Here is a 13,014-nt window from a genome sequence, read left to right as displayed (position 1 = left end):
GTCTCTCCTTGTTATGGCCGGCGTGGAGTGGATTGATCGTGGCACGAAATTGAAGCCGGCGCCAGCGGCGCGCGCCTGAGCGCAGCGATATCCGGCTATGACGTTTTATTTACATCAGTCCGGTTTGGCAAGTTCCGGCCCAACCGTTACCATGCATTGACTCTCATTGTTATTTATCCGCCATGCATCCCACCACACGCAGCCACTTCGGGCTGGCAATCCTGTTGGCGGCCCTGTCCACGCTGGGGCCGTTTTCGATCGACACCTTCTTGCCGGCGATGAGCGCGATCGGGCAAAGCCTGGCGGTCTCGCCCTTGCAGATGCAGCAGGCGTTGACGGTATATCTATTGTCTTACGCGGTGATGATGTTGTGGCACGGTTCCATCTCGGACGCGGTGGGCCGCCGTCCGGTGGTGCTGGTCACCACCTTGCTGTTCAGCCTGGCGTCGATAGGCTGCGCGCTGTCGGACAGCCTGGGGCAATTGCTGTTGTTCCGCGCGCTGCAGGGCTTTTGCGGCGGCGCCGGCCTGGTGGTGGGGCGGGCCATCATCCGCGACAAGCTGGACGGCGCCGACGCTCAGCGGCTGATGTCGCAGGTGACCATGTTGTTCTCGCTGTCGCCGGCGATTGCGCCGGTGGTGGGCGGCTGGCTGTTCGGCGCCTTCGGCTGGCATTCCATCTTCGTCTTCATGGCGCTGATCGGTCTGGCGCTGTTCCTGATGAGCTGGTTCGCCTTGCCGGAAACCCATCACGAGTCCGCGCGCCAGCCCTTGAAGGTTAAATACCTGTTGGCCAATTACTGGCAGGTGGGGCGCAAGCGCGAGTTCCAGTTGCTGACCGCGGCGGTGTCCTTCAATTTCGCCGGCTTCTTCCTTTACATACCGTCGGCGCCGGTGTTTCTGATGCAGCATCTGCACCTGGGGCCGGAACAGTTTCTATGGATGTTCGGCCCGGCCGTGTCCGGCATCATGCTGGGCGCCTATCTGTCCGGCAAGATGGCCGGACGGGTGGCGCAGAAGGACATCGTGTCGCGCGGCTACGCGGTGATGTTCGTCGCCGCAGGCTGGAATCTGCTGTACAACCTGCTGGCGCCGGAGGCCGCGATGCCGTGGGCGGTATTGCCGTTGGCGTTGTACACCACCGGCATGTCGATCGCTGCGCCGTCCATCACCCTAAACCTGATGGACCAGTTTCCATCGCTGCGCGGCACCGCTTCCTCGCTGCAGGGCTTCTTCCAGACCATGATGTCCAGCGTGGTGGCCGGCCTGATCGCGCCGCTGGTCTGGTCCAGCCCGCTGAGCCTGGCGGCCAGCATGATGGTGATGCTGGTCCTGGGCTTCGTGTTCCGGATGGGGTATAGGCGGCGGGTGACGCGCTAGCGCTCTTTCAGCGCCCAGTTCAATTCATGCAGGCGGCCGGACTGTTGCGCGATCTGGAAACGTTCGCGCAGTAGGGCCAGCGCGATGCCGAGCACCAAGCCGCTGAATAGTCCCACGACGGTGATCAAAGAGCGAATAGGCTTGCTTCTGAGCTCGGGTATTGCGGCGCTGTCCAATATCTGGATTTGTGACGAATCCTTGGCTTCGTCGATTCTGGCCAGTTCATATTGTTTGGCCAGCAGCTCGAAAATCGTCTCCTGGTACTTTACCTCGCGTAGCCGTCTCAGGTATTCCAGCCCGGATTGCGGCATTTTGCCGGTGGGCACCATCACGTCGCCGGCGATTGCAGCGCCGTTTTCCAGTTTGGCCAATTGCGTTTTCAAACCGGCCAGTTCTTGCCGGCTGCGTTGATAGAGCGGGTTCTGTTCGGTGGCGTAGCTGCGCAGGGCCTCTAGTTGCACTTCCTTGGCGGCGATGCTGGCTTTCAGCTGGGTAACGGTGTTCATAATGGCCTGGACCTGACCATCCGGCTGAATCATGCCGGTGCGCTCCTGGGTCTGGCGCAACGCGGTTTCCGCGGTGGCCAATTGCTCCTTGGTCTGTTTTAGCTGGGTCTCGAAAAACAGCCGGCGTTTGGCCGCGTCGGTGACCGCTAGGGATTGATTGAGCCGGATCAATTGGGCGATATAGCCGTTGGCCAGAGCCGCGGCGAATTGGGGATCCTTGTCTTCCACGTTGATGCTGATCAAGCCGTCCTTGCCGCTGTTGAAGGCGCTGGCGCTCTGTAATGCCTTTCTGGTTTCGTCCATCGTTTCCGTGGCGTAGCGCTGTTTCAATTTGAACTGTTGAATTAAATTGTCCGCCACCGTGCGGCTTTGCAGCAGGCCGATATAGAGTTCGCCCGGGTTTTTCAGGCCGGCGATGCCTCCGGCCGCGCCGGCCAGTCCACCCAGTTGGCCCAGCAGCATATTCATGCTCGAGTTTTGCTGCTGGGGCGGCAGGATCTTGGCGGTGGAGGTATATAGCGGCGGCAGCGTCAGGCTCAGGATCAAGGCGCCGCTGCCCAGCGCGATAACGCTGCCGATGACCCAGCGCCTGTGTTTCAGCAAGGTTTTCAGCACGGTGATGAGATCGATGTCATCGGAAGGTACGGTTTGAGCTTCTGCCCTGTCGTGTGTGGACATGTCTGAATCCCGAGTTAAGTGATGAGGCCTTGTCTTATTTCAAGACTTTCAAGCCGGCGGCGCCCAGCCCGAACTGATAGAGAATCGAGGTCCATTCCTTCAGCGACTGAGTCCAGCTGCTGACTACGAGCTCGTCGGGAACGACGATGGTGTCGCCCGGATTGATGCGCTTGCCGCCCAGGCTGTTGAACCAGCCCGCATTATTATTGCTGGCCACGGTGCCATCGGCCCGGATCACATAGGTCGCGGATTTGTCGCCGGTCTGGCTGATGCCGCCGGCCAGGTCCAGATAGTCTTTCACCGAGCGTTGCGGCCTGTAGATGAAGGCATTGCTCTGGTAAACCGAGCCCAGGACATTGACGGTGCCGGGCCGGCGCGGGATGGTGATGGAGTCGCCGTTCTGCAGGGGCAGATCGGGCAGGTCCTTGACTTGGGCGCCGCTGCCGCTCAGCTCCAGCACGACGCGCCCTTCCGCTTTGATGGCGCGCATTTTTTCCGCCAGTTTGCGCTGACGCTCGACTTCCGCGGTAATGGCCGCGACATTGTCTTTATCGGTCTGTTTGGACAGGCGCGCGGCGGAGGCCTGCTCCAGTTCCTTTTCAAAGCGATTGGCCACCTCATCCAGTTTGGCCTGCTGTTCTTTCTTGATGTTCTCGCGCTGTAAATTGGTGGCGAAGACATAGCCGTTTTCCGTGGAGCCGCCCAGGCGCATGACCAGATCGCGCAGGGTCTCGCCTTTTTGCAGCAGGAAGGTGCCGGTTTGTTTCACTTCTCCGCTGACTCGGACGTATTCGGCGTCTTGCTGAATGTTCACCGGCAGCGCGTTGGGTGCGAACACCCGGAAAATATCGCTGGCCGCTAGCTTGAGTTGTCTTAGGGCGACGTTATCAAGGCCGCTTTTCCCATTGGGCGTCTGCCATTGCGGTTCGAAGCGATTGTCTACGCTTTTCTCCAATTGCCAAGCCTTGCCTTCCGCCGCCGATTCCAGGCCGCCGGCCCAATGCAAAAGGTCTGCGACGCTGTCGCCGTCGGCAAACTCATAGATGGCGGGGTGTTTGACGTCGCCCTGCAGGGCGACCCGCTTGCCCGTCGGTCGGATTTGAATCACGTCGCCGTCGCGCAGGGTCAGATCGCTGGACTTGTCCCCATCTACCAGAATCTTGTAAAGATCGAGCTGACCGACCGCCTTGCCGTCGCGCATCAATTGGATATGACGCATCGATCCATTGTCGTTGGGGCCGCCGGCGGCAAACAGCGCGTTCAGCAAGGTGCTCATCCCGCCCAGGGTATAGCTGCCGGGCGCGCGCGCATTGCCGACGACGTATACCTGCACGGCGCGGGTTTGCAGCAGGCTGGCGCTCAGATCGAAGTTGTGGAATACGCGTGAGACGCTTTTTTTCAGCGTGTCTTGCAAATCCCTGAATTTCACGCCGGCCACCGCGATGGCGCCGACTCTGGGCAGATAGACCGTGCCGTTGCGTTCCACGGTCAGGGTCAGGTCGATATCGACCATGCCCCAGCCCTTGACCTGGATCTGATCACCGGCGCCGATCACATAGTCCGGATTGACCTGGGCGGCGCCGCTGGGGGCAAAGGTCGACGGAGGGCTGTCGAACAGGTCCGCGCCAAAGACCGGCAGGATGTTGCCGGTGGCGACTTTCACGTATTCGACGAAGGGTGGCAGTTTCTCTTCTTGCTGCCCATTTTGCAGCGGGTCGCGTTTGTCTTGTTTTGTGCTGGAGGAAGGAGACAATCTGCGTTGCTGCTGCCATTGCGGTTGCGGCGTTTGGGGCGGCCACGCTTGCGGTTGGGCAAGCGGGGCCTGATTGTTGATGCTGGGTTGACCGTACATCATGGGGTCCGGCTCATAGCTGGGCATCATGGTGCTGGAGAAATTGCCGGCGGCGTTTGCGGCCGCGTAGACGGGACTGGCGACGCACAGGGCGATAAGCAGCGGGATCATCTGGCGGCGGAGGCTTGGATAAGCAGTCATGGTCGCGAGCGGATGGGTCATGGGAGGTCGTCTCAATCCAGTGATTTCGAAACTTGGATGCCGGCCTGCTTGGGGCCCAGCATCAGCGAGGTGCGGTAACGGGACTCGTCCCGCTGGGCATGCCAGAGCCAGGAGCCGGAGGCGTAGCCGAGCAGGCTGCCGGCGGCGATGTCGGACAACCAGTGATCCTTGCCGGCGACGCGGCCGAGCGCGCCGACGGCGGCCAGACCATACAGCCAGGGCTGGTCGTACTCCTTGGCAAACGGCGTCAGCGCGCCGAACAGCACTGCGGCGTGATTGGAGGTGAAGCTGCTTTGGAAGCGGGAGCTGCCCGCCGGCTGCTGTTGCCAAGGGTTATCGCTGGCGTTTGGCCGTGCTCGGTTGCCCAAGCCTTTCAGCGCGATGCTGCCGGCGGCGGACAGCGCCGAGGATTCCAGCGCGATCAAGCCGGTGTTGCTCAGCCTGTCGTCGCCCAGCGCGAAAGCGCCGCCCGCCAGACCTAGTGCGGCAACAGGGAGGGTCTTGCCAATTTGCTTCCAGCCCTTGAGCAGGCGGTTGTCCTGATGCCGGCCCACCGCCTGGTTCACCGGCTTGTCCAGGGCTATCGCCGCCAGGGTCATGCCGGCGGCAATGGCCACGGCGCCTGGCTTGTCCTCCGTGGATGCGAATTGCTTGGAGGAGTCGCTCAGCCGCAGCCGCACCGATGGCCAGGGATGGAAAGACGGAGCGGGCGGGTTGACTTGAGGCAGGTCTTGCTCATCCGGCCGTTCGGCGAAATTGCCTAGGCCGTCGTAGGCGTTCACATCGCTGCGCGGGTCGTTGAGCTGGTCGTAGAGGTCTCCGGGCGACAACACCATTTGGCCGACATCTCGCGTCCATGGGGACAGGGCGAAATTGCCCACCGCCTGGGTGTCCAGCGTCAACATGCTGTTCAGCGGGATGGAAATGAACAGACCCTTGTCCTTATAGGGCGAGCTGGGCGTGCCGGGCGAGGTGATGTCGTTGCCGTTGGTGCTGGTGTACCAGGCGCCGATCTCGATGCCGGAACGAAAGCGGCGTTTCAGCTCCAGACGGGCGCCGCTGTCTTTGGCGAGAAAGCGGCCCGCCCGCACCGTGGCGGTGACGTTCATCGGCAATTTATAGTGCAGCGAGGCCAGCGCGGTGACGGTCTGGTAATCGCGCTTGCCGAGCCAGCCCTTGAAGTCGCGCTGTTGCAAGGCGTCCACGGCGAGGTCTATCGCCCAGTGGCGGGTTTCGGGGTAATAGATGATCTGGCCGCCGGCGCCGCGGAACATTTCCTCGTAAATGCCGGCGGAGGCGCGGGCATAGGTATTCGGCCCCAGGGTCAGATACTGGTTCAGCAGCAGGCGGTCCAGCTTGGGAGAATTGGTTTTCTTGTATTCGGCCACGTCGGAGCGGACATGAGGCAGCAGGCTGTTGGACGTCTGTTTGACACCGGAGACCGTGTTGTAGAGATTGGCGCTGAGCGCGCTATTCAGAAACAAGCCGGTTCCCACTCGCCGCGTATAGGTGGCGGCGGCGGCGATTTCATAGCGGAAGGCGCCGCTGGGGTCATTGAAGTAAACCCCGGTCTTGGGCACCAGCCGGAAGCGATTGGCCTCGTTGTCCTCGGCGTTAAGCTGGACGATGTCGCCGTCCTTGCCCGCCAAAATCTCCAGGTTGACGCTGTCTTTGATGCTGGCGCTAAGCTGCTGCGCGTCGACTTCCTCCAACTCCAAATTCTTGCCCGGCGTGATGCTGACGCTTTCCAGAAAGCGTTGGCGATCGATCTTGCCCAGCAGGTAGTCGTTCAAGGTGGGTAGCTTGAAAAAGCTATAGGTCGCGATCGGCTGTTCCAGCTTGGTGTAGACCACGCGGATGCTGCGCGTTTCAATCGGGGTAAAGTACAGCGCGGTGCGAACCGCGCGGCCCACCGCGCGGCCCACATTGGAAATTCGGCTATTGCTTAGTTCCAGCACGAACTCGTCGCCACGCATGCTGATGCGGATGTTTTTGAAATCCTGTTTGCTCAGCGCGCTGACCAGGCCGTGGCCATAGGCGCTATCGGCATGCCATTGTCGCAAGGTGGGACGGAGCGGTACTTCGGGGCCGCCGCTGAAATAAGCGGGCTCGCTGATTTTGGGAACGAATTCGCGCTCATTCAAGGGGATTTCGATAGAGGCGTTCAGGCTGGCATGGTTTTTTTGCTTGGCCAATTGCAGGCCCAGCCAGCCCCATCGATATTCAAGGCCGGCCGCAGGCCCTTTTTCTCTTTGCGCGGCGGAAGTGTCTTTGGCGCGGAAATCCGATGTGTAGTGATTGGCGTCGTATTCCGCGACCAGCGACCAGCGGGGGAAGCGTTCCGGCGTCCAGCGCAGGCCGCCGAAAGGGCCCTCGATCCGGCCGGAGCCGACGCCCGCGGAAACTTCCAGATTCGGCCGGAGCTGTTTGCTGGCCACCAGATAATTGCCGCGCCACAGGGCGGTGCCGAAAATATCCGTTCGGCCATAGGAGAGCGCGGGCCAAAAGTCGGACTCTTCGAGCAGACGCCATTTGGTGTCGATGGCTTTGTCTTTATAACTGCCGTAGCCGCCGCCGTATTGCTGATCGTCAAAGCCGGCAATGCCGGAAATAGAGATATAACGCCCCGAAATCTGCAGAAAGGGAAGCGCCGTCGCCGAGACCCACAAGGTGTTGTATGGCTTGTCGAAGCTGAATCCAAAGCTTAAGGAGCCATCGCGGCCAGGATCCGCCGATGGCATATTGATGTAGCCGGATTGGCCATTGAGCGACGGTTGCGCGTAAACCGGCAACAGCAGGCCGCAACTACCCCCGAAAACGATCCCTTTTATCAGAATGCCACGCATGGATTGCTTTATTTAGAGTTATTGATTTGGTCTTGCAAACAACAAATGAATATCAATAAAGAACGCTAAGGTTACGCAGCGCCTGTGTCAGACGCAGGCAGAAACACAGGCAGCCTGTTGCGGGTGCAGGCAGGCTGCCTGTTCGGGACGAAGGCCAGTGTCCAGTCAAGCCGCAGTGCATAGGCACGGCGGCTTAATGGTGGGTGGTGGCGGAGTGGGAGGTAGAGGAGTCGCTGTTGCTGGAAACCGCAACCGCTGCGGCAACCGCTGCGCCGATGGCGGCGATGGTGCCTACGCTCAGGCCGGCAATGCCGGCGGTGGTGCCGGCGGCGCCAGCGGCTGCCGCGGAGGTGGTGCCGGCGGCGCTGCTGCCCGCGGCCGAGGTCGCTGCGGCTTCCTCTGCGGCAAACACCGGAGCAGAGAGCAGGCCAGCCAAGGCAAGAATAAAGACTTTCTTCAACATGATAGTGTGCCCTTGTGTATTTGTGCTTCGAAGTTAATCTAAGTGCAACATTTAAAACAGGAAAACTATCAACTTCATAAAATCAATACTACTTGCCATCGGCATAGTGCAAGACTGTAAGTCTGCAAAGTGACAACTGGGGATTTGTCAACGCGACGGGAATGAGTGTGCCATTAATGTCGCAGCCAGCAGTCGCTGCGCGAGCGATGCGCTTCCAGCACGGTTTGGAAGACTTTGGGATCCTTGGTGTAGGTCATCTCGCCCGCCGTCGGGAAATGCAGATCCTGCAACCGCGACACCCAGAAGCGCAGCGCGGCGGCGCGCAGCATCAGCGGCCAGGCTTTTTTCTCTTCCGCGGTGAGTTCGCGTTCCGACTGATAACCGGAGAGCAGCGCGGCGGCGCGCTCGTCGTCTATGCCGTGGTCCGCCTTGCGGGCCCAGTCGTTGACCGCGATGGCCAGGTCGTAGAGCAGCACGTCGTTGCAGGCGTAGTAAAAGTCGATGAAGCCGGCGATGCGGTCGCCGTCCAGCAGCACATTGTCGCGGAATAGATCCGCGTGGATCACGCCGGAGGGCAGGTGATCGAAGCGGTGGCTGTCCTGGAGTTGCACCTCTTCGCGCAGCAAGGCGGCGGCGTCTTCGTCCATGCGGGGGTAGACCTGGCGCGCGGTTTCGCTCCACCAGCGCGGACCCCGCGGATTGGCCATTTTGCCGGGGAAGGTGGCGCCGGCGATATGCATTTGCGCCAGCATTTCTCCTACGGCGCGACATTGCGCCGGGGTGGGCTGCGCGACGTCGGCGCCGTCCAGGCAACTGACCAGGCAGGCCGGCTTGCCGGCCAGCATCGAGGCGAACTGGTCGGTGTTGTCGGCCACCGGCGCCGGGCAGGCCACGCCGTGGCGCGCCAGGTGGCTCATCAGCGTCAGGTAATAAGGCAGTTCCTGCAGCTTCAGCGCTTCGAACAGCGTCAGCACATAGCGGCCGTGCGTGGTGGTGAGGAAGTAATTGGTATTGGTGATGCCGGAGGCAATGCCCTTCAAGTCCAGCAACTGGCCCAAGGTGTAGCGCTTGAGCCATTCCTGCATCTGGTCATGGCTGACCGTGGTGTAAACCGACATAGTGGCCCTCTCAGAACCGGATCAGCACCCAGCGCGGGATGATGATGCGGTTGGCGGGGTCGATCTGCTTCATGGTGCCGGAGCCGTTGTCGTCCATCAGGTAATAGGGCACGCCGTGCGACGGCGTCACCTTGACCATATAGAGGTGGCCGTTGAGCCGGTATTCTTCGATCTTCTCCTCGCCCTTCTGGATGATGCGTACCTCCGGTTCCGCGGTGGCGGCGTTTTGTTCGCTGATCGTCGGCGGCGGCGGCACCGGGGTCTTGGCGGGAGGGGGCGTATCGGCCCAGGCGGCTGTCAATGGCAGCAGGGCGAGGGCGGAGAGCAGGCGGCGCATGGCGTGGTCCTTGATTGTCATCAGTTTTAAAGGTGTAGCAGTTGTTCGCGCTCTTCCGGCAGCGCTTCAAAACCGCGGGTTTCGTAATGTTTGAAGATAGTTTCGACGATTTGCCGCGGATCGTCGATCAGTTGGATCAGATTCATGTCTTCGGGATTGATCATGCCTTCGCTGATCAGCCTGTCCTTGACCCAGTCCAGCAGGCCCTCCCAGAACTCGCGGCAGCACAGGATGATGGGGATCTTGCGGCTTTTGCCGGTCTGTATCAGCGTCAGGGCCTCGAACATTTCGTCCAGGGTGCCGAAGCCGCCCGGCATCACCACGTAGGCGATAGCGTGCTTGACGAACATGACCTTGCGGCAGAAGAAGTGGTTGAACTTGATGCTCAGGTCTTGGTATTCATTGGGTTTTTGTTCGTGCGGCAGCACGATATTCAGCGCCACCGACGGGCTTCTGCCGTAGAATGCCCCTTTATTGGCGGCCTCCATGATGCCGGGGCCGCCCCCGGAAACAACGGAGAAGCCGGAGTCCGACAGCAGACGCGCGACTTCTTCGGTCAATTTGTAATACTTGTGGTCGCGCGGCGTGCGCGCGCTGCCAAAGATGCTCACCGCCGGCATGATGCCTTGCAAGGCTTCCGCCGAATCGACAAACTCCGACATGATCTTCATCACATGCCAGGCTTCGCGGGAACGGAAACGCTGCATCATCGCGTGACGATCGCTGGTTTGCGGTAATTTATCGGACAAGCTCATATTCTGCCTCTTTTTATGAAAACACTGTTATTGATCGACGGCTCTTCTTATTTGTACCGCGCCTTTCACGCGATGCCCGATTTGCGTTCTCCGGATGGCCGCCCGGTGGGGGCTGTCTATGGCATGGTGAACATGCTCAGGCGGCTGGAGAAGGAAGTGCAGTTCGATTATAGCGCCTGCGTTTTCGACGCCAAAGGCAAGACATTTCGCGACGACCTTTACCCCGAGTACAAGGCCAATCGCCCGTCGATGCCGGAGGAACTCGCCTCCCAGATTACGGCGGTCCATGAGGTGGTGCAAGCCTCGGGCTGGCCGATGCTGGTGGTGCCGGGCGTGGAGGCTGACGATGTGATCGGCACGCTGGCGCGCGCCGGCGCGGCCGCCGGCATGCGGGTGGTTATCTCCACCGGCGACAAGGATATGGCGCAGTTGGTGGACGGACAGGTGTCCATCGTCAACACCATGACCAATGAAACCTTCGACCGCGACGGGGTCAAGGACAAGTTCGGCGTGCCGCCGGAATTGATCGTCGACTATCTGACCCTGATCGGCGACAAGGTGGACAATGTGCCGGGCGTGGACAAGTGCGGGCCCAAGACCGCGGTCAAGTGGCTGGAGCAGTACGGCAATCTGGACGCCGTCATCGCCCAGGCGGCGGAAGTGGGCGGCAAGGTGGGCGAGAACCTGCGCGCGGCGCTGGATTGGCTGCCCAAGGGCCGCGAGCTGATCACCATCAAGTGCGATGTGGATCTGAACGCGGACATGCCCTATGGCCTGGACAGTCTGCAGCATGGCCTCAAGGACAAGCCGCGTCTGGCCGAGCTGTATCAGGGCTTGGGTTTCCGCACCTTTTACCGCGAGGTGACCGAGGGCGAGGAGATGCCGGCGGTGGCGCAGACCGCGGCCGGAGCCCAGGGCGACGATCTGTTCGCCATCGAGGCCGCGCAGGACAGCCCGGCCTTGCCGGAAACGGCGGCGGAGCGGCGCTATGAAACCATTCTGGAGGCCGCGCAGTTGGACGCCTGGCTGGCCAAGCTGGCCGCGGCGGATGTGGTGTCGCTGGACACGGAAACCACCAGCCTGGACCAGATGCAGGCGCGCATCATCGGCGTCAGCTTCTCGGTGCGCTCCGGCGAAGCCGCCTATCTGCCGCTGGGCCATCATTACGCCGGCGCGCCCGAGCAGTTGGACCTGGAGCGGAGCCTGGCCAAACTCAAGCCTTGGCTGGAAGACGCCGGCAAGAAAAAGTGCGGCCAGAACCTGAAGTACGACCGCCATGTGTTCGCCAACCACGGCATCCGCTTGGCCGGCGTGGTCGACGATTCCCTGCTGGCGTCCTATGTGGTGGAAAGCCATGAACGCCACAATATGGACGATCTGGCGCGCCGCCATCTGGGCGAATCCACGGTCAGCTACGAGGAGATCTGCGGCAAGGGCGCCAAGCAGATCGGCTTCGGCGAGGTGGACATCGACACTGCCGCCAATTACGCGGCGGAGGACGCCGACATCACGCTGCGCTTGAATCAATATTTCTCCGGCCTGCTGAACGGCCGCTTGCGCGAGGTCTACCGGGATATCGAGCTGCCGGTGGCCGAGGTGCTGTTCGCGATGGAGCGCCATGGGGTGCTGATAGACCGCGAACGTCTGGCGACGCAGAGCCATCAGTTGGGCACCGAAATGCTGAAGCTGGAAAACCAGGCTTACGATCTGGCCCGCCAGCCTTTCAATCTGAATTCGCCCAAGCAGTTGCAGGAAATCCTGTTCGGCAAGCTGGGCATTCCCACCAAGGGCGTGAAGAAGACCCCGTCCGGCGGCTACTCCACCGATGAATCGGTGCTGGAGACGCTGGCGCTGGAGCACCCGCTGCCCAAATGCATTCTGGCGTACCGCGGCCTGGCCAAGCTCAAGTCCACCTACACCGACAAATTGCCGCAGCTGATCAATGCGGCCACCGGTCGCGTGCACACCAATTACGCGCAGGCGGTGGCGATCACCGGGCGCTTGGCCAGCTCGGATCCCAACCTGCAGAACATTCCGGTGCGCACCTCGGAAGGGCGTCGCGTGCGCGAGGCCTTCATCGCGCCACCGGGGCATGTGATCGTCAGCGCCGATTATTCGCAGATTGAGCTGCGCATCATGGCGCATCTGTCCGACGACGCCGGCATGCTGCGGGCTTTCGCCAGCGGCGAGGACATCCATCGCGCCACCGCCGCCGAGGTGTTCGGCGTCGAGCTGTCCCAGGTCAGCGCCGATCAGCGCCGCGCCGCCAAGGCGATCAACTTCGGCCTGATCTACGGCATGAGCGCCTTCGGTCTGGCCGCGCAGCTGGACATCGAGCGCAGCGCCGCCCAGCAATACATCGACCGTTATTTCATGCGCTACCCGGGCGTGGCCGAGTATATGCAGACCACGCGCGAGACCGCGCGCGAGCAAGGCTATGTCGAAACCGTGTTCGGCCGTCGCCTGTATCTGCCGGAAATCAAGCTGTCCAATCCGGCGCGCCGCGCCGGCGCCGAGCGCGCGGCGATCAACGCGCCGATGCAGGGCACGGCGGCGGATCTGATCAAGCTGGCGATGATTGCGACGCAGGACTGGCTGCAGGGCGAGGGCCTGGGCAGCAAGCTGATCATGCAGGTGCATGACGAACTGGTGCTCGAAGTGCCGGACGCCGAGCTGGAGCTGGTCAAACGCCGCTTGCCCGAGATTATGGCCGGCGTGGCCAAGCTCAAGGTGCCCTTGCTGGCGGAAGTGGGCGCGGGGGAAAGCTGGGAAAGCGCGCACTGAGCCAGCTTTGCGTCGCCATCTGAAAGCCAGCCGCTCAGGCTGGCTTTTTTCATGCCTGTGTCGTTTTCCTGGTCCTGGTCTAAATGCTTGGCCAGACGGGCGTCGGCGGGAACAAGATCGGTTCCGTCCGCCTC

The 13,014-nt window shown here is 61.4% G+C and carries 9 protein-coding genes; 2 read left to right on the top strand and 7 right to left on the bottom strand.

Annotated features, from left to right (window positions below; translation table 11 throughout):
• Positions 1-182: 182 nt before the first annotated feature.
• The gene (locus tag DB032_RS18535) at positions 183-1,379 is read left to right on the top strand and encodes a multidrug effflux MFS transporter (protein ID WP_107800761.1); all 1,197 of its coding nucleotides are present in this window, start codon (positions 183-185) and stop codon (positions 1,377-1,379) included.
• On the opposite strand, the gene DB032_RS18530 is transcribed toward DB032_RS18535, so the two are convergent.
• The 7 genes from DB032_RS18530 to DB032_RS18500 all read right to left on the bottom strand — a co-directional run bounded on the left by DB032_RS18530 (position 1,376) and on the right by DB032_RS18500 (position 10,096).
• Positions 1,376-2,563 carry a Wzz/FepE/Etk N-terminal domain-containing protein gene (locus tag DB032_RS18530; RefSeq protein ID WP_107800760.1) on the bottom strand — a complete coding sequence of 396 codons (1,188 nt, stop codon included), beginning with the start codon at positions 2,561-2,563 and terminating at the stop codon, positions 1,376-1,378. The two genes, DB032_RS18535 and DB032_RS18530, sit on opposite strands and share 4 nt — an antisense overlap.
• A 34-nt stretch (positions 2,564-2,597) precedes the next feature.
• A complete protein-coding gene (locus DB032_RS18525) occupies positions 2,598-4,526 on the bottom strand; it encodes an SLBB domain-containing protein (RefSeq protein ID WP_107801994.1) in 1,929 nt (642 codons plus the stop codon).
• A gap of 62 nt (positions 4,527-4,588) precedes the next feature.
• Positions 4,589-7,423 carry a YjbH domain-containing protein gene (locus DB032_RS18520; protein ID WP_107800759.1) on the bottom strand — a complete coding sequence of 945 codons (2,835 nt, stop codon included), beginning with the start codon at positions 7,421-7,423 and terminating at the stop codon, positions 4,589-4,591.
• 193 nt (positions 7,424-7,616) lie between these two features.
• Positions 7,617-7,886 (bottom strand): hypothetical protein, encoded by a 270-nt coding sequence (locus DB032_RS18515; protein WP_019101144.1) that lies wholly within the window; start codon positions 7,884-7,886, stop codon positions 7,617-7,619.
• Positions 7,887-8,059: 173 nt separating this feature from the next.
• Entirely contained in the window at positions 8,060-9,004 is a 945-nt protein-coding gene (gene thrB, locus DB032_RS18510; RefSeq protein WP_107800758.1) for a homoserine kinase, read from the bottom strand.
• 10 nt (positions 9,005-9,014) lie between these two features.
• Positions 9,015-9,341 carry a DUF2782 domain-containing protein gene (locus tag DB032_RS18505; RefSeq protein WP_107801992.1) on the bottom strand — a complete coding sequence of 109 codons (327 nt, stop codon included), beginning with the start codon at positions 9,339-9,341 and terminating at the stop codon, positions 9,015-9,017.
• A 26-nt stretch (positions 9,342-9,367) separates the two neighbouring features.
• Entirely contained in the window at positions 9,368-10,096 is a 729-nt protein-coding gene (locus tag DB032_RS18500; protein ID WP_107800757.1) for a TIGR00730 family Rossman fold protein, read from the bottom strand.
• Positions 10,097-10,111: 15 nt separating this feature from the next.
• Between DB032_RS18500 and polA the strand changes: the two genes are divergently transcribed.
• Positions 10,112-12,880 (top strand): DNA polymerase I, encoded by a 2,769-nt coding sequence (polA, locus tag DB032_RS18495; protein ID WP_107800756.1) that lies wholly within the window; start codon positions 10,112-10,114, stop codon positions 12,878-12,880.
• The last annotated feature ends 134 nt before the right edge of the window (positions 12,881-13,014 follow it).

The organism is Chromobacterium sp. Panama (genome assembly GCF_003052555.1).
Classification (GTDB): Bacteria; Pseudomonadota; Gammaproteobacteria; order Burkholderiales; family Chromobacteriaceae; genus Chromobacterium.
Note: the sequence above shows the minus strand (reverse complement) of the source record. Positions and strands in the feature narration are given on the sequence as shown.

What these genes read in the sequence shown, in the direction of transcription:
- DB032_RS18525 (WP_107801994.1), bottom strand. Translation starts at nt 4,526, where the DNA reads ATGATCCCGCTGCTTATCGCCCTGTGCGTCGCCAGTCCCGTCTACGCG.
- DB032_RS18535 (WP_107800761.1), top strand. Translation starts at nt 183, where the DNA reads ATGCATCCCACCACACGCAGCCACTTCGGGCTGGCAATCCTGTTGGCG.
- DB032_RS18515 (WP_019101144.1), bottom strand. Translation starts at nt 7,886, where the DNA reads ATGTTGAAGAAAGTCTTTATTCTTGCCTTGGCTGGCCTGCTCTCTGCT.
- DB032_RS18505 (WP_107801992.1), bottom strand. Translation starts at nt 9,341, where the DNA reads ATGCGCCGCCTGCTCTCCGCCCTCGCCCTGCTGCCATTGACAGCCGCC.
- thrB (WP_107800758.1), bottom strand. Translation starts at nt 9,004, where the DNA reads ATGTCGGTTTACACCACGGTCAGCCATGACCAGATGCAGGAATGGCTC.
- DB032_RS18530 (WP_107800760.1), bottom strand. Translation starts at nt 2,563, where the DNA reads ATGTCCACACACGACAGGGCAGAAGCTCAAACCGTACCTTCCGATGAC.
- polA (WP_107800756.1), top strand. Translation starts at nt 10,112, where the DNA reads ATGAAAACACTGTTATTGATCGACGGCTCTTCTTATTTGTACCGCGCC.
- DB032_RS18500 (WP_107800757.1), bottom strand. Translation starts at nt 10,096, where the DNA reads ATGAGCTTGTCCGATAAATTACCGCAAACCAGCGATCGTCACGCGATG.
- DB032_RS18520 (WP_107800759.1), bottom strand. Translation starts at nt 7,423, where the DNA reads ATGCGTGGCATTCTGATAAAAGGGATCGTTTTCGGGGGTAGTTGCGGC.